At 35.7% G+C, this 17,035-nt stretch carries 14 protein-coding genes and 2 pseudogenes; all 16 read left to right on the forward strand.

Annotated features, from left to right (window positions below):
* The first annotated feature begins 125 nt into the window (after positions 1-125).
* Positions 126-836: a purine-nucleoside phosphorylase gene (deoD, locus tag ACWPVZ_RS07035; RefSeq protein WP_070577184.1), complete on the forward strand. Its 711-nt coding sequence runs from the start codon at positions 126-128 to the stop codon at positions 834-836.
* A 340-nt stretch (positions 837-1,176) separates the two neighbouring features.
* Positions 1,177-2,637: an LCP family glycopolymer transferase CpsA gene (gene cpsA / locus ACWPVZ_RS07040; RefSeq protein WP_454381566.1), complete on the forward strand. Its 1,461-nt coding sequence runs from the start codon at positions 1,177-1,179 to the stop codon at positions 2,635-2,637.
* The gene (cps4B, locus tag ACWPVZ_RS07045) at positions 2,638-3,369 is read left to right on the forward strand and encodes a capsular polysaccharide biosynthesis protein Cps4B (protein ID WP_048790944.1); all 732 of its coding nucleotides are present in this window, start codon (positions 2,638-2,640) and stop codon (positions 3,367-3,369) included. It abuts the gene before it with no gap.
* Between the two features lie 8 nt (positions 3,370-3,377).
* On the forward strand, positions 3,378-4,070 hold the full coding sequence (locus tag ACWPVZ_RS07050; RefSeq protein ID WP_048790943.1) for a capsular polysaccharide biosynthesis protein: 693 nt from the start codon (positions 3,378-3,380) through the stop codon (positions 4,068-4,070).
* 9 nt (positions 4,071-4,079) lie between these two features.
* The gene (locus ACWPVZ_RS07055; protein ID WP_454381569.1) at positions 4,080-4,820 is read left to right on the forward strand and encodes a tyrosine-protein kinase; all 741 of its coding nucleotides are present in this window, start codon (positions 4,080-4,082) and stop codon (positions 4,818-4,820) included.
* Positions 4,821-4,876: 56 nt separating this feature from the next.
* Entirely contained in the window at positions 4,877-6,244 is a 1,368-nt protein-coding gene (locus ACWPVZ_RS07060) for a sugar transferase (RefSeq protein WP_454381571.1), read from the forward strand.
* A gap of 32 nt (positions 6,245-6,276) precedes the next feature.
* Positions 6,277-7,449 (forward strand): beta 1-4 rhamnosyltransferase Cps2T, encoded by a 1,173-nt coding sequence (gene cps2T, locus ACWPVZ_RS07065; protein WP_454381573.1) that lies wholly within the window; start codon positions 6,277-6,279, stop codon positions 7,447-7,449.
* A gap of 2 nt (positions 7,450-7,451) precedes the next feature.
* Positions 7,452-8,597 (forward strand): glycosyltransferase family 4 protein, encoded by a 1,146-nt coding sequence (locus tag ACWPVZ_RS07070; RefSeq protein ID WP_454381575.1) that lies wholly within the window; start codon positions 7,452-7,454, stop codon positions 8,595-8,597.
* A gap of 60 nt (positions 8,598-8,657) precedes the next feature.
* Positions 8,658-9,259, forward strand: a pseudogene (locus tag ACWPVZ_RS07075) (DUF1919 domain-containing protein).
* A 25-nt stretch (positions 9,260-9,284) separates the two neighbouring features.
* Positions 9,285-10,259, forward strand: coding sequence for a glycosyltransferase (locus ACWPVZ_RS07080; protein ID WP_454381577.1), 975 nt, complete (start codon positions 9,285-9,287; stop codon positions 10,257-10,259).
* 19 nt (positions 10,260-10,278) lie between these two features.
* Positions 10,279-11,271 (forward strand): annotated as a pseudogene (locus ACWPVZ_RS07085) (glycosyltransferase family 2 protein).
* A gap of 28 nt (positions 11,272-11,299) precedes the next feature.
* Positions 11,300-12,466 (forward strand): polymerase, encoded by a 1,167-nt coding sequence (locus ACWPVZ_RS07090; RefSeq protein WP_454381579.1) that lies wholly within the window; start codon positions 11,300-11,302, stop codon positions 12,464-12,466.
* Positions 12,467-12,515: 49 nt separating this feature from the next.
* Entirely contained in the window at positions 12,516-13,931 is a 1,416-nt protein-coding gene (locus ACWPVZ_RS07095; RefSeq protein WP_454381581.1) for a flippase, read from the forward strand.
* A gap of 2 nt (positions 13,932-13,933) precedes the next feature.
* Positions 13,934-14,932, forward strand: coding sequence for an acyltransferase (locus tag ACWPVZ_RS07100; protein ID WP_454381583.1), 999 nt, complete (start codon positions 13,934-13,936; stop codon positions 14,930-14,932).
* Positions 14,933-14,945: 13 nt separating this feature from the next.
* Positions 14,946-16,046 (forward strand): UDP-galactopyranose mutase, encoded by a 1,101-nt coding sequence (gene glf / locus ACWPVZ_RS07105; RefSeq protein WP_156246699.1) that lies wholly within the window; start codon positions 14,946-14,948, stop codon positions 16,044-16,046.
* Positions 16,043-17,035 carry a stealth family protein gene (locus ACWPVZ_RS07110; protein WP_454381586.1) on the forward strand — a complete coding sequence of 331 codons (993 nt, stop codon included), beginning with the start codon at positions 16,043-16,045 and terminating at the stop codon, positions 17,033-17,035. Before glf ends, ACWPVZ_RS07110 begins: the two co-directional genes overlap by 4 nt.

The following is a 17,035-nucleotide window of genomic DNA, read 5'->3' on the forward strand; positions in this document are numbered from 1 at the left end:
TCAGGTTTGAAACTGAACCCGGACTAGAGTATGTGTAAAAAAGATAAATCCTCCTAGATGCGAAGCATCTTTGTTGGATTTCCTATTTTTACTTTGCCTCTTTAACGCCCTTGGTATCTTATATTATGTCTATCCATATTGCTGCTAAGCAAGGTGAAATTGCTGATAAAATTCTCCTACCTGGAGATCCTTTACGTGCGAAATTCATTGCCGATAATTTCCTCGAAGATGCTGTATGTTTCAATGAAGTTCGTAATATGTTTGGTTACACAGGAACATACAAAGGTGAACGTGTCTCAGTAATGGGAACTGGAATGGGGATGCCATCTATCTCTATCTATGCTCGTGAGCTTATTGTTGACTACGGGGTTAAAAAATTGATCCGTGTGGGAACTGCTGGTTCATTGAATGAGGATGTTCACGTTCGTGAGTTAGTTCTAGCGCAAGCGGCAGCGACAAACTCTAACATTATTCGTAACGATTGGCCACAATACGATTTCCCACAAATTGCAAGTTTCAATCTCTTAGATAAGGCTTACCACATTGCTAAAGAGCTTGGTATGACTACACATGTTGGTAATGTCTTGTCTTCTGACGTCTTCTATTCGAACTATGGTGAAAAGAACATCGAGCTTGGTAAATGGGGTGTGAAAGCTGTAGAAATGGAAGCAGCAGCACTTTACTACCTTGCGGCTCAACACCAAGTAGATGCTCTTGCCATCATGACTATTTCTGATAGTTTGGTTAATCCAGATGAGGACACAACAGCTGAGGAACGTCAAAATACTTTCACTGACATGATGAAAGTTGGTCTTGAAACACTAATTGCAGACTAGTTTGTAAAAGGACGCCATTTGGTCGTCCTTTTGTGTTGTAGCTAATATCTGTTCGAAGTGACAATAGGTTAAAATTTTTCAAACTACTATAAAAAAATAAAAATATTCGGAAGAAGGATGCTTTTAAGGAATAAGTAAATATCCGACAATTTAAAAAACAACCGCTAAAAATGTGAAAAAGAACTTACAAAACAATGAAAAATGATAGAAATTAAATGCTTGATATCATAATGAAAAACGGTTTCTTCTTTTTTAAAAAGAATGACAATTGAAATGAAGTTATAGTAATGTTATAATGATAATGGGAAATGTCTAATTTTAATTTTTAGGAGCAATTTATATGAGTTCGCGTACGAATCGTAAGCAAAAACGTACGAGTAATAGATCGTGGGGGATGGTCAACGTTGGGTTGACCATTCTGTATGCTATTTTAGCATTGGTCTTATTATTCACCATGTTCAATTATAATTTCCTATCCTTTAGGTTTTTGAACATCATTATCACCATTGGTTTGTTGGTAGTTCTTGCTATTAGCATCTTCCTTCAGAAGACTAAGAAATCAGCACTAGTGACAACGGTTGTACTGGTTATCTTCTCGCTAGTTTCTCTGGTTGGTATTTTTGGTTTTAAACAAATGATTGACATCACTAACCGTATGAATCAGACGGCAGCATTTTCTGAAGTAGAAATGAGCATCGTGGTTCCTAAGGAAAGTGACATCAAAGATGTGAGCCAGCTTACTAGCGTACAGGCACCTACTAAGGTTGATAAGAACAATATCGAGACCTTGATGTCAGCTCTCAAAAAAGATAAAAAAGTTGATGTTAAAGTTGATGATGTTGCCTCATATCAAGAAGCTTATGATAATCTTAAGTCTGGCAAATCTAAAGCTATGGTCTTGAGTGGCTCTTATGCTAGCCTATTAGAGTCTGTCGATAGTAATTATGCTTCAAATCTAAAAACAATTTATACTTATAAAATTAAAAAGAAGAATAGCAACTCTGCAAAACAAGTAGATTCAAAAGTCTTCAATATTTATATTAGTGGTATTGATACCTACGGTTCGATTTCAACAGTGTCACGTTCAGATGTCAATATCATTATGACCGTTAACATGAACACACATAAGATTCTCTTGACGACCACTCCACGTGATGCGTACGTTAAGATTCCTGATGGTGGGGCAGACCAGTATGATAAATTAACCCACGCAGGTATTTATGGTGTCGAAACATCTGAAAAAACTCTGGAAAACCTTTATGGCATTAATATTGATTACTATGCACGAATTAATTTCACATCTTTCCTTAAGTTGATTGACCAACTTGGTGGTGTGACAGTCCATAATGATCAAGCTTTCACAAGTCTTCATGGGAAGTTTGATTTCCCAGTTGGAGATATCCAAATGAATTCAGAGCAAGCACTTGGATTTGTTCGTGAACGCTATAGTTTAGATGGCGGAGATAATGACCGTGGTAAAAATCAGGAGAAAGTTATTTCTGCGATTGTAAACAAGTTGGCTTCACTAAATTCAGTATCAAACTTTACTTCAATCGTTAATAATCTCCAAGACTCTGTTCAGACAAATATGTCTTTGGATACCATTAATGCTTTGGCTAATACACAACTTGATTCAGGCTCTAAATTTACAGTAACGTCTCAAGCAGTAACAGGTACAGGTTCAACCGGACAATTGACCTCTTATGCTATGCCAAATTCTAGTCTTTACATGATGAAACTAGATGATTCGAGTGTGGCAAGTGCCTCTCAAGCTATCAAAAATCTGATGGAGGAAAAATAAGTGATTGACGTTCACTCACATATTGTTTTTGATGTTGATGATGGTCCTAAAACTTTAGAAGAAAGTTTAGACCTTATTGGTGAAAGCTACGCCCAAGGGGTACGTAAGATTGTTTCAACATCTCACCGTCGTAAGGGGATGTTTGAGACTCCAGAGGATAAAATTTTTGCCAACTTTTCTAAGGTGAAAGCAGAAGCAGAAGCACTTTATCCAGACTTAACTATTTATTATGGTGGTGAACTTTATTACACCTCAGACATTGTGGAGAAACTTGAAAAGAATCTTATTCCGCGTATGCACAACACTCAATTTGCTTTGATTGAGTTTAGTGCTCGCACATCTTGGAAAGAAATTCATAGTGGGCTTAGTAATGTTTTGCGAGCGGGGGTAACGCCTATTGTTGCTCATATTGAGCGCTATGATGCCCTCGAAGAAAATGCTGACCGTGTTCGAGAAATCATCAACATGGGGTGCTATACTCAAGTTAATAGCTCTCATGTTCTAAAACCAAAGCTCTTTGGAGATAAAGATAAAGTAAGAAAAAAACGTGTTCGTTATTTCTTGGAGAAAAATTTGGTTCATATGGTTGCTAGTGACATGCATAATCTTGGTCCAAGACCACCATTTATGAAAGATGCTTACGCTATTATCGAAAAGACTTACGGAACGAGACGTGCTCGTAACCTTTTTATCGAAAATCCACAAACACTACTTGAAAATCAATATATATAGGAGAAACTATGACTCAGGAAAACACGAAGCGTGTTGAAATCGATGTACTTGCACTATTGCAAAAACTTTGGACTAAAAAAGTATTTATTTTATTTACAGCCTTTTATGTCGCTGTCTTTGCCTTCTTGGGAACTTACTTCCTCATTCAGCCAACATATACATCGTCTACACGTATTTATGTGGTTAATCAAGCTAATGATGGCAAAAACCTTTCTGCTCAAGATTTGCAGGCCGGTACATTTTTGACAAAAGACTACAAAGAAATTATTACATCAAACGATGTCTTGTCAGAAGTTATCAAAGATGAAAAATTGAATATGACAGAAGCAGAACTTGCTAAAATGATTTCAGTTAATATTCCTACTGATACTCGTCTTATTTCAATTTCTGTTAATGCTAAAACTGGTCAAGATGCGCAAACACTTGCCAATAAGGTTCGTGAAGTTGCTTCAGAAAAAATCAAGAACGTTACAAAAGTTGAAGATGTCACAACACTTGAAGAAGCAAAATTGCCAGAGTCACCATCTTCACCAAATATCAAACGTAATGTGCTTCTTGGAGCAGTGCTTGGAGGATTCCTTGCAGTGGTTGGTGTGTTGGTACGTGAAATCCTAGATGATCGTATTCGCCGTCCAGAAGATGTGGAAGATGCCCTTGGAATGACACTTCTTGGAATTGTCCCTGATACAGATAAAATTTAAGGAGAAGAAATGCCTCTATTAAAGTTAGTAAAATCTAAAGAAAACTTTGCCAAACAAACAGAAGAGTATTACAATACCATTCGCACAAATATTCAATTTTCTGGTGCTCAGATGAAAGTGATTGCGGTTAGCTCTGTTGAAGCTGGTGAAGGAAAATCAACGATATCTGTTAACTTGGCGATTTCATTTGCTAGTGTTGGGCTCCGAACACTTCTCATTGATGCGGATACCCGTAACTCTGTTTTGTCAGGTACATTTAAATCAAATGAGCCTTATAAAGGCCTTTCAAATTTCCTTTCTGGAAATGCTGATCTAAATGAAACGATTTGTCAAACTGATATTTCAGGTTTGGATGTCATTGCATCTGGTCCTGTACCACCTAATCCAACAAGTCTTTTGCAAAATGACAATTTTAGACATTTGATGGAAGTTGCTCGTAGTCGTTATGATTATGTCATCATTGATACGCCACCAATTGGTTTGGTCATTGATGCTGTTATTATTGCCCATCAGGCTGATGCCAGTCTTTTGGTTACAGCAGCTGGAAAAATTAAACGTCGTTTCGTTACTAAGGCCGTTGAACAATTGGAACAAAGTGGTTCACAGTTCTTAGGTGTCGTCCTTAATAAAGTTGACATGACAGTTGATAAATATGGATCATATGGTTCTTACGGATCATATGGTGAGTACGGGAAAAAATCAGACCAAAAAGAAGGTCATTCAAGAGCACATCGTCGTAGAAAAGGATAGCATTAATGGGGATGATGCGGCTCCTTATACCTTAACAGATTAAAAAGGGGTTTAGAGTGAAAGAAAAACAAGAAATTCGTCGCATTGAAATTGGTATTATACAGTTGGTTGTGGTTGTTTTTGCAGCCATGGTAGCTAGTAAAATACCATATACAGAGATTACCCAAGGAAGCATTGTCCTTTTAGGTGTCGTACATGTAGTGTCTTACTATATCAGTAGTTATTATGAAAATCTTAAGTATAGAGGCTACTTGGATGAACTCATTGCAACTGTCAAATATTGTTTCATATTTGCTCTAATTGCAACTTTCCTCTCGTTTTTTGCAGATGGAAGTTTTTCTATCTCACGTCGCGGACTTCTTTATGTTACTCTGATTTCAGGTGTTCTCTTATACGTTACAAATACTGTTCTTAAGTATTTCCGCTCTTCTATCTATACACGTCGTAAAAGTAACAAGAATATTCTTTTGATTTCTGATCAGGCACGTCTTGATAATGTTTTATCTCGTATGAAGGACAATATGGATGGTAGGATTACAGCAGTTTGTGTCTTGGATAATCCTTATTTCTCTGATCCATTTATCAAGAGTGTTAAACCTGAAAATTTGATTGAATATGCGACTCACTCAGTGGTAGACCAAGTTTTGATTAATCTGCCAAGTGAGCAGTATAAGATTTGGGATTATGCATCACCTTTTGAGCTCATGGGAATTCCGGTATCCATTAATTTGAATGCCTTTGAATTTATGAGTCAGGGTGAAAAACGTATCCAACAATTGGGTCCTTTCAAGGTTGTTACCTTTTCAACGCATTTTTATAGCTATGGAGATATCTTGGCGAAACGCTTCCTTGATATCTGTGGAGCTCTAGTTGGTTTGGTGCTCTGTGGGATTGTTGGAATCTTCCTTTATCCACTTATTCGTAAAGATGGTGGACCAGCCATTTTTGCTCAAGATCGTGTAGGTGAGAATGGACGTATCTTCAAGTTTTATAAATTCCGTTCTATGAGAGTAGATGCTGAAGAAATCAAGAAGAATTTGATGGCACAGAATCAAATGTCTGGTGGTATGTTTAAGATGGACAATGATCCACGTATTACCAAAATCGGACATTTCATTCGTAAAACGAGTCTTGATGAACTTCCACAATTTTGGAATGTTCTAAAAGGTGATATGAGCTTAGTAGGGACACGTCCACCAACCTTGGATGAGTACGAATCTTATACACCTGAACAAAAACGTCGCCTCAGCTTTAAACCAGGAATTACTGGTCTTTGGCAAGTAAGCGGTCGAAGTGAAATTACGGATTTTGATGAAGTTGTAAAACTAGACGTTGCTTATATGGACGGATGGACAATCTGGCGCGATATCAAAATCTTATTGAAAACAATTAAAGTAGTAGTAATGAAGGATGGAGCAAAGTGATGGCTTTCTCCATTTCTTTTAATGGTGATTAAATGACAAAAACAGTTTATATCGTTGGTTCTAAGGGAATTCCAGCAAAATATGGTGGATTTGAGACCTTTGTTGAGAAGTTAACTGAGTTCCAACAAGACAAAGATATCCAATACTATGTAGCTTGTATGCGTGAAAACTCTGCTAAATCAGGTATTACAGCAGACACTTTCGAACATAATGGTGCTAAATGCTACAATATTGACGTCCCAAATATTGGGCCTGCACGTGCCATCGCTTATGATATCGCAGCTCTCAATAAGGCCATTGAAATTGCTAAGGAAAATAATGATCAAGCACCAATCTTTTATGTTTTGGCCTGCCGAATTGGTCCTTTTATCTCAGGTATTAAAAAGAAAATCAAGGCTATTGGTGGTACCCTTATGGTTAACCCAGATGGTCATGAATGGCTTCGTGCAAAATGGAGCCTTCCAGTTCGTAAGTATTGGAAAATCTCAGAGCAACTCATGGTAAAACATGCAGATTTCTTGATTTGTGATAGTAAGAACATTGAATCATATATTCAAAAGGATTATGCGAAGTATCGTCCTCAAACAACCTATATTGCCTATGGGACAGACACAACTAAATCTCGATTGACTAAGGTTGATGATAAGGTTCGCACATGGTATTTTGAAAAGGGTGTCATTGAAAACAATTATTACCTAGTTGTAGGACGCTTCGTGCCTGAGAATAACTATGAAGCAATGATTCGTGGTTTTATGGCATCTAAGTCTGACAAGGACTTTGTTCTCATTACCAATGTTGAAGAAAACAAGTTCTATGACAAATTGCGTCAGGAAACTGGTTTTGACAAGGATCCTCGTGTGAAGTTTGTCGGGACTGTCTATGACCAAGAATTGCTCAAATACATTCGTGAGAATGCTTTTGCTTACTTCCATGGTCATGAAGTAGGTGGTACCAATCCATCCCTTCTTGAGGCTCTTGAGTCTACTAAGCTCAACCTCTTGTTGGATGTTGGCTTTAACCGTGAAGTCGGTGAAGATGGTGCTCTCTATTGGAAGAAAGACCAATTGGCAAGTGTCATTGATCAAGCTGAGCAATTGGATGAACAAGCTATCGAAGACCTTAATCAAAAATCAAGTAAACGTATCGCTGAAGCCTTTACTTGGGAAAAAATTGTTACAGACTACGAGAAAGTATTTAAAGGATAGAAATGCAGAAAATTTTATATCTTCACGCTGGTGCCGAAATGTATGGTGCTGACAAGGTTTTGTTGGAGCTTATTAAGGGGTTGGATAAAGATGCCTTTGAAGCTCATGTCATCTTGCCTAACGATGGTGTCTTAGTGAGTGCATTGAAAAAGGTTGGGGCTAAGGTAAAAGTTATCGATTATCCAATCTTGCGCCGTAAATATTTTAATCCTAAGGGAATTCTTGAGTATTTTGGTTCTTATAATCGTTATTCAAAGCAAATTGCTAAATATGCTAAGGAAAATGGCATTACTCTTATTCACAATAATACGACTGCGGTACTTGAGGGAATTTATCTCAAACGTAAGTTGAAACTTCCTTTGATTTGGCATGTTCACGAGATTATCGTCAAACCAAAAGCAATCTCTGATTTCATCAACTTTTTGATGGGACGTTATGCTGATACGATTGTGACAGTTTCAAATGCTGTGGCCAACCACGTGAAGCAGTCTCGCTTTGTAAAAAATGACCAAGTTCAGGTCATCTATAATGGTGTTGACAATGCCGTCTATCATGAAATGGATGCCAGCGCAGTTCGTGACCAGTTTGGTATCGCACAGGATGCTTTGGTTATCGGAATGGTTGGTCGAGTGAATGCTTGGAAAGGTCAAGGCGATTTCTTGGAAGCATTGACTCCAATCTTAAAGGCTAATCCAAAAGCAGTAGCCTTTCTGGCAGGGAGTGCTTTTGAAGGTGAAGAGTGGCGTGTTGATGAGTTGGAAAAGGCAATATCAGACTCACCAGTAGCTGGACAAATCAAGCGTATCGATTATTATAGTAAGACAACAGAGCTCTATAATATGTTTGATATCTTTGTCTTGCCAAGTACCAATCCAGATCCCCTACCAACCGTAGTTCTCGAATCAATGGCTTGTGGCAAACCTGTAGTCGGCTACCGTCATGGTGGTGTCTGTGAAATGGTTAAAGAAGGCGAAAACGGCCTTCTTGCCACACCAAATCATCCTGCAGAATTGTCTAAAGCTATTCAAGAATTAGCTGATAACGCTGAGAAGAGAGAACAATTTGGCAAGGCCTCTGTCAAACGCCAAACAGAACTCTTTTCATTACAAAGTTATATTCGTAATTTCTCGGAGTTATATAAGAAATAAAAAGAAGTTCTAAGAAGTACTAATATGAACAGTGAAACACTAAAAAATAAATTATAACCAATCGTTTATCCAATTATTAATTTTATTCCTAGACGAAGACTTAAGAATAAAAATTTTACGATCATTTGTGATAATTGTTGGGCTGGAAAAGTCTATCAGGAATTGGGCTTACCTTATCAAACACCATTTGTAGGGATGTTTGTCTTTTCTCCTGATTACATCAAGATGCTTAAGAATTTAAAACACTATTTGAGTGGTAGTATCTCTTTGACATTTGTTAAGGAATCGAAATACATCAAAGACTTTGATAATGCCTATCCTTTAGCACTTCTTGATGATATTGAACTTCATTTCCTGCATTATGCTGATGAAGAGGAAGCAACTCAAAAATGGAACCGCCATTTGAAGAGAATACATTGGGATAATTTGTATTTCAAGTTCAATGATAATGATGCTTGTACTACGAGCTGATGAAAGAGTTCGAAGAGCTTCCATACAAGAGTAAGGTGATTTTCTCTTCGAAGAATTACAGTGATCTACCTTCATTGGTCCATTTTAAATCAGCTGAGAAGCAAGGACATGTTGGGATTGATTTGAAAACTTACCACCGCTATTTTAATGTTGTAACTTGGTTGAATAAGGGCGGAGAAGATTTAACATAAAATAAAAAATTTAGGTGAAGAATCCATGAAACCACTTTTAACTGTTGTAATTCCAGTATATAATGTCGAAAAGTATTTAAAACGTTGTGTAGAAAGCGTTCTTGTCCAAGAGTGGCATAATTATGATATTTTACTTGTAGATGACGGAAGTACTGATAGTTCTCCTCAAATCTGTGATGATTATGCTAAAGTTTATGACTTTATCTCAGTAATTCATAAAGAAAATGGAGGGCTTTCTGAAGCTCGCAATACAGGGATTTTACATGCAAAGGGTGACTATGTTTATTTCCCTGATTCTGATGACTGGCTTGAACCACAAACTTTTAAAGAATTAGCAGAGGTGCTGGAATCTCAAGAGTTTGAGATTGTTTCTTTTAACCGTGAGTTTGTGAAGGGTGAAGAAGATGCTATAGTTTCAGATCCATTAGTAACTCAAGTGTTTGAAGGTAAAGATGCTTTTGTCCAAATGCTAAAGCATAGTTATATCACAGGTTTTGCAAACGACAAAATATATAAAAGGTCTCTATTTATTGATAATAATATTTCTTTTCCGAAAGGAAAATATTATGAAGATTTGGGAACCAATTACAAGCTTTTTCTTTCAGCCAAAAATGTCTTTGCTACCAATCAAAAGTATTATCACTATTTAATTGATAATCCTGATTCCATTACACAGTCTTGGAAAGAGCAGAAGTTTAGTGATATGTTTGGATTTTATAAAGATATTTTCTATTCTGATTTTGTTCGTTCTCAATTGAATCAAGAAGAAATACAAATTTTACAGCTATATTATGTGAATGGCTTGACTCATATCTTGGCAAGTTTATATAAATCTAAATTAGATAAAAAATATATAGACATTACTAAAGAAGTAAAACAAGAATTAGTTAAGAATAGTGTTTCTCTTTCTCAAATGAAAGACCAACCAAATAAGTTAAAATATATACTGTTTAGACTTAAAGTATTAAGACTAGCCTTCAGTATTCAAAACATTTTCTGAAATGATTTAGGAGTTTAATTTGAAATACTCTGTTATTATTCCAGTCTATAACGTTGAAAAGTACATAAATCGTTGTGTAAAAAGTATTCTTTCTCATCGTTATAATGACTTGGAAATTATATTGATAGATAACGGTTCTACAGATAGTAGTGGTAGTATTTGCGATACTTATGCTAGTGAGTACTCAAATATCTCAGTCTATCATATTGAAAACCATGGTGTTGGTGCGGCACGTAATTTTGGCTTGTCCAAAGCCAGGGGAGAGTTTATCTACTTTGTTGATAGTGATGATTATCTTGTTGGTAATCTCTTTGCTGATTTTGCTGATAAGCTAGTGTTAGATTTGGATTTGGCTGTTTTTAGTTATTACAATTCTTTTTAGGAAGATTTAACTGAGAAGCATCGTACTGAAAAGTCACTTCCATTTAAAGGGAATTACGAAAAGGATGGTTTTATCAAGATATTTAAAGAACTATTCCTATCGGATATGCTTTACACAGTTTGGAATAAGATATATCGCAGAGAATTTCTTCTTGAAAATAACCTTTCTTTTGAGCAGTATGAGTTAGGTGAAGATGTTCGTTTTAATCTTGATATTTATCGTAAAGTCAACAAGATTTATCTTTCTCAAGATTCCTACTACGTTTATGTCATTGGTAGAAAAGGTTCCGCCATGTCGGGTTATAACCCCAAACGTCTTCAGTATCAACTTCAAGAATTGAAGATGGTTGATGATCTACTTTCTGACTGGAATTTGGATAGTTCAGAGCTTGTTAATACTGTAAAAGCAAGAATACTGATGAGTAACATCTACAATATAACGAAACAGGATTTATCTGTAAATTGAAAAGTTAAGCTCGTTAAAGATACATGTGAAAGACAAGAGATAGAGGATTTTATAAAGAATGATTCTTCTGCATTGAATCCACTCATAAAACTGTTGTTGAAATGTCGAATGTATGTTGTTCTGATTTATCTTAAAAAAATACAGATGTTATTACAACATTTATAAGAATAATTGAAAGGTATGGAAAGTACTTGTGAATAGCAGTCGCTTTATCTCAGAGAAAATCTATTTATTTACTCTTTTTATTTGGGTATTATTTGCATCTCTGGTAACTACAACTTATTTTGTAAGGGTGGATGGTTTTTTGTCACTCTATCGTATCTTGCTATATTTTACAATAGTTTTGATTACGATAAAGGAACTCATTAATCTTCCTGATACCATAAATTATTTCAGATACCACTTGAAGGAATTAATAATTTTCCTATTATTTACCTTGACCATGTTAATTGTGTCAAAAAATCGAGATGGTCTTCCTGATATTAATGTTTTGCTGTTGGTTTTTTCAGCTAGGGATATAGAGTTCAAGAAGTTATTAGGGACTTTCTCCTTCGCCACCTTTTTAGTGCTGTTTGTAACTATTCTAGCTAGTAAGATGGGCATTATTTCTAATATGTTGATGAGTGCTGATAGTGGTTATCGTTATAGTTTAGGATTTAACTATGTTTCCTTTGCTTCTCAACGTATGTTTTTTGCCCTATGTAGCTATCTTATGTTTAGAGGGAAGAAGGTTACTTATATAGAGTTGTTAGCTCTACTATTTGCTACGTTTTATATGTACCAACAGACCTCAACCTCAAGTCCACTTTATCTAAGTCTCTTGATTTTGACTTATGCTTTAATTAGTCTTAAGGTCTTTAAATTTGATTTTATAGATAGAAATGTTATAACAGCAAATCTTGCCAAATATGGTTTTATTATAGCATTGGCTATAATCCTCTATTTCTGTTTCTATTCAACTGGTGATTTATTCCATCTTGTTGACCAATTTACACATAATCGTCTAAGACTTAGTGTTCAAGGATTCCGAAACTTCGGAGTTTCCTTATTAGGTCGACCAATTTCATTTACAACCATGGACATCTTCGGTAATTTTTCAAGCAACTATAACTTTATTGATAGCTCGTTTGTGCAGTTACTCGTAATTGATGGATTGGCTGTTAGTGCATTTATGTTATTTGCTTTAACACGTGTCATGAATTATTTTGTGACTAATCGAAAAGATATTGTCCTTGCTTGCTTAGGTGTTATGATTATTCATGGCATGTTTGATCCGCAAATGCTTGTTCTTCGTTACTCACCTCTTATCTTATTGATTAGTCGACTCTTTGTGATGAAGACTGATAAAGATTTTTTGTAATTGAAACAGAGGTATATCATCAAGAAAGTCTAAACAGAGTCATATACATATGAAAGTTTTAAAAAATTACGCCTACAATCTTTCCTATCAATTACTGGTCATTGTTTTACCAATCATTACGACACCTTATGTTACTAGGATTTTTAGTTCAAAGGATTTAGGTACTTATGGTTACTTTAATTCGATTGTGACCTACTTTATTCTTTTGGCAACTTTAGGTGTTGCTAACTATGGTACTAAAGAGATTTCAGGACATCGAAAGGATATTCGTAAAAATTTCTGGGGTATTTATACCCTCCAATTGATTGCGACTATTTTGTCTCTTATCTTGTATACATCATTATGTTTGTTCTTTCCTGGTATGCAAAATATGGTGGCTTATATCTTAGGATTAAGCTTGATATCGAAAGGAATGGATATTTCTTGGTTATTCCAAGGTTTGGAGGATTTTCGTCGTATTACCGCAAGGAATACAACGGTAAAGGTTTTAGGAGTTATTTCTATCTTCCTATTTGTGAAAACACCTGGTGATTTGTATCTCTATGTTTTCCTATTGACCTTCTTTGAATTGCTTGGGCAATTAAGTATGTGGTTACCAGCGAGACCTTACATTGGAGAACCACAATTTGATTTATCCTATGCTAAGAAACATCTTAAACCTGTTATTTTGCTGTTTCTCCCTCAGGTTGCCATTTCACTATACGTGACTTTGGATCGTACAATGTTGGGTGCCTTGTCATCGACAAATGATGTAGGGATTTATGATCAGGCTTTGAAAATAATTAATATTTTGTTGACGTTGGTGACTTCATTGGGAAGTGTAATGCTTCCAAGGGTATCTGGTCTTTTGTCTAGTGGAGACTATAGGGCTGTTAACAAGATGCATGAATTCTCTTTCTTGATTTATAATCTCGTCATTTTCCCAATTATTGCTGGTCTCTTGGTTGTCAATAAAGACTTTGTTAGTTTTTTCCTAGGAAAGGACTTCCAAGCAGCTAATATTGCCATTGCCATCATGGTCTTTAGGATGTTCTTTATTGGTTGGACAAATATTATGGGAATCCAGATTTTGATTCCACACAATAAACATCGTGAGTTTATGCTCTCTACGACTATTCCGGCTGTTGTCAGTGTTGGACTTAATCTCTTGTTAATTCCTCCATTTGGCTTTGTTGGGGCCTCAATTGTATCAGTTCTAACAGAGGCTTTGGTATGGTTCATTCAATTGTACTTCAGCCTTCCTTACCTCAAGGAAGTACCGATTCTTGAGTCTATGGCAAAAATTGTATGCGCATCTGCTATGATGTATGGCTTGTTGCTAAGTGCAAAACCATTCTTGCATTTTCCACCTACTTTAAATGTTCTTGTGTATGCAGTGCTTGGTGGCCTCATTTACCTTCTTGCTATTCTAGTTTTGAAAGTGGTAGATGTTAAAGTATTAAAAGAAATAATAGGAAAAAATTAGGAATGAAGAAAACACGGAATATAAACTTAGACTTGATAAAAGTAATTGCTTGTATAGGAGTTGTTTTGCTTCATACTATGATGCCAGGGTTTAAGGAAACAGGGCGATGGAATTACTCATCTTATTTATATTATCTAGGTACTTATTCAATTCCCTTGTTTTTTATGGTAAATGGTTATTTATTATTGGGTAAGAGCAAGATAACATATCCCTATATACTACATAAAATAAAATGGGTTCTAATAACAGTGTCTTCATGGACCGTTATCATTTGGTTTCTTAAAAGAGACTTCACAATTAATCCAATTAAAAAAATTTTGGCTTCTTTGATACAAAAGGGTTATTTCTTCCAATTTTGGTTTTTCGGCTCACTAGTACTTATTTATTTATGCTTGCCGATATTGAAGAAGTATTTACATTCAAAAAGAAGTTATTTATACTTTCTATCTGTATTAACAATTATTGGTTTGATTTTTGAATTGATAAATTTTTTGCTTCAAATGCCAGTGCAAATTTATGTTATACAGACGTTTAGATTATGGACTTGGTTCTTTTACTACATTTTAGGTGGTTTTGTAGCACAATTCAATATAGATAATTTAAAATCAATCTTTAAGGGATGGATGAAAATAGTTAGCATACTTTTGTTATTGATTTCACCGATAATATTATTTTTCATAGCAAAAACTACTTATCATAATCTTTTTGCTGAATATTTTTATGACAATCTTTTGGTAAAAGTAATTAGTTTAGGACTATTTCTTACCTTATTGACGCTAACCATTGATGCTTCTAAACATAGAATGATCTACTTGTTATCAGTCCAAACGATGGGGGTATTTATTATACATACCTATGTTATGCAAATATGGCAAAAGTTGATAGGGTTTAACATAGAAGGTGCACACTTATTTTTCCCTGTTTTCACATTAGTGATTAGTTTTCTAATAAGTATGATATTAATGAAAATCCCTTATATCAATCGAATAGTTAAATTATAAAAAGGAGTTTATAATGTACGATTATCTTATCGTTGGTGCTGGTTTGTCTGGAGCAATCTTCGCACATGAAGCTACAAAACGTGGCAAAAAAGTAAAAGTGATTGACAAGCGTGATCACATCGGTGGCAATATTTACTGTGAAGATGTTGAAGGTATCAACGTTCACAAGTATGGTGCTCACATTTTCCATACCTCAAATAAAAAAGTTTGGGATTATGTCAACCAATTTGCTGAGTTTAATAACTATATCAACTCACCAATTGCTAACTACAAGGGCAGTCTTTACAACCTTCCATTTAACATGAATACATTTTATGCTATGTGGGGCACTAAGACTCCGCAAGAAGTTAAGGACAAGATAGCTGAGCAAACGGCTGATATGAAAGATGTTGAGCCTAAAAACTTGGAAGAACAAGCTATCAAGTTGATTGGCCCAGATATCTACGAAAAGTTGATTAAGGGATACACTGAAAAACAATGGGGACGTTCTGCCACAGACCTTCCACCATTTATCATCAAACGTCTCCCAGTCCGTTTGACTTTTGATAATAACTACTTTAATGACCGTTACCAAGGAATTCCGATCGGTGGTTACAATGTCATCATTGAAAATATGCTTGGAGATGTAGAAGTAGAGCTTGGAGTCGACTTCTTTGCCAATCGTGAAGAGCTTGAAGCTTCAGCTGAAAAAGTTGTCTTTACAGGAATGATTGACCAGTACTTTGATTATAAACATGGTGAGTTGGAGTATCGCAGTCTTCGTTTTGAACACGAAGTCTTGGATGAAGAAAATCATCAAGGAAATGCCGTGGTCAACTACACAGAGCGTAAGATTCCTTATACTCGTATCATTGAGCATAAGCACTTTGAGTATGGTACACAACCTAAGACAGTTATTACACGTGAATACCCAGCTGATTGGAAACGTGGAGATGAACCATATTACCCAATCAATGATGAAAAGAACAATGCCATGTTTGCTAAGTACCAAGAAGAAGCTGAGAAAAATGACAAGGTTATCTTCTGTGGTCGTCTTGCAGATTATAAATACTACGACATGCACGTGGTCATTGAGCGTGCCTTGGAAGTCGTTGAGAAAGAATTTACTAAATGACACAAGAAAAGATTGATATCGTTGTTCTCTGGGTTGATGGTAGTGATCCAGAGTTTATCCGTGAGAAGCAAGCTGTGATTGGTCAAGTTGCAGATTTGGACCAAGAAATTGATGGAGAGCAACGTTATCGTGATTATGGCATTTTTAATTACTGGTTTCGAATGATTGAAAAGCATGCTCCTTGGGTAAATCGTGTTTACTTAGTCACCAATGGACAAAAACCTGAATGGTTGAACTTGGAGCATCCAAAACTTAAATTGGTAACTCATAAGGAATTTATCCCTAAAGAGTATTTACCTACTTACAATTCAGCAGCAATTGAGCTTAATCTCCATCGTATCGAAGGCTTGTCGGAAAACTATCTCTATTTCAATGATGATATGTACTTGATTAAAGATAGTCAGCCTTCAGATTTTTATAAGAATGGGCAACCTAAGCTTTTAGCTGTATATGATGCTTTGGTTCCTTGGTCACCATTTACGAATACTTATCACAATAATGTTGAATTGATCTATCGTCATTTTCCTAATAAGAAGGCTTTGAAATCTTCACCTTGGAAATTCTTTAATTACCGTTATGGGTCCTTGATTTTGAAAAACCTGTTACTCTTGCCATGGGGACCTACGGGATATGTAAACCAGCATTTACCTGTTCCGATGAAAAAGAGTACCTTAGCACATTTGTGGGAAATTGAGGGACCAACATTAGATAAAACGTCACGAAATAAAATTAGAGACTATGGAGTAGACGTCAATCAATACATCTGTCAGCATTGGCAAATTGAAAGTAATCAGTTTTATCCTATGTCAAAGAATTTTGGAGAGTCGATAGATCTGAATCAAGTTGATAGGTTAGAGAGTATCTTTAAAGATAAACATAAAAAACTGCTTTGTGTGAATGATGATGTTGACTTTAAAGAGGAGAATATCCTTCGTTTTAAGGAAATCTTGAAAGAACGCTATCCTGAAAAATCAGCTTTTGAAAAATGA

The sequence above is a fragment of the Streptococcus sp. Marseille-Q6379 genome, from assembly GCF_965119505.1.

What these genes read in the sequence shown, in the direction of transcription:
- deoD (WP_070577184.1), top strand. Translation starts at nt 126, where the DNA reads ATGTCTATCCATATTGCTGCTAAGCAAGGTGAAATTGCTGATAAAATT.
- cpsA (WP_454381566.1), top strand. Translation starts at nt 1,177, where the DNA reads ATGAGTTCGCGTACGAATCGTAAGCAAAAACGTACGAGTAATAGATCG.
- ACWPVZ_RS07050 (WP_048790943.1), top strand. Translation starts at nt 3,378, where the DNA reads ATGACTCAGGAAAACACGAAGCGTGTTGAAATCGATGTACTTGCACTA.
- ACWPVZ_RS07055 (WP_454381569.1), top strand. Translation starts at nt 4,080, where the DNA reads ATGCCTCTATTAAAGTTAGTAAAATCTAAAGAAAACTTTGCCAAACAA.
- cps2T (WP_454381573.1), top strand. Translation starts at nt 6,277, where the DNA reads ATGACAAAAACAGTTTATATCGTTGGTTCTAAGGGAATTCCAGCAAAA.
- ACWPVZ_RS07070 (WP_454381575.1), top strand. Translation starts at nt 7,452, where the DNA reads ATGCAGAAAATTTTATATCTTCACGCTGGTGCCGAAATGTATGGTGCT.
- ACWPVZ_RS07080 (WP_454381577.1), top strand. Translation starts at nt 9,285, where the DNA reads ATGAAACCACTTTTAACTGTTGTAATTCCAGTATATAATGTCGAAAAG.
- ACWPVZ_RS07095 (WP_454381581.1), top strand. Translation starts at nt 12,516, where the DNA reads ATGAAAGTTTTAAAAAATTACGCCTACAATCTTTCCTATCAATTACTG.
- ACWPVZ_RS07100 (WP_454381583.1), top strand. Translation starts at nt 13,934, where the DNA reads ATGAAGAAAACACGGAATATAAACTTAGACTTGATAAAAGTAATTGCT.
- glf (WP_156246699.1), top strand. Translation starts at nt 14,946, where the DNA reads ATGTACGATTATCTTATCGTTGGTGCTGGTTTGTCTGGAGCAATCTTC.
- ACWPVZ_RS07110 (WP_454381586.1), top strand. Translation starts at nt 16,043, where the DNA reads ATGACACAAGAAAAGATTGATATCGTTGTTCTCTGGGTTGATGGTAGT.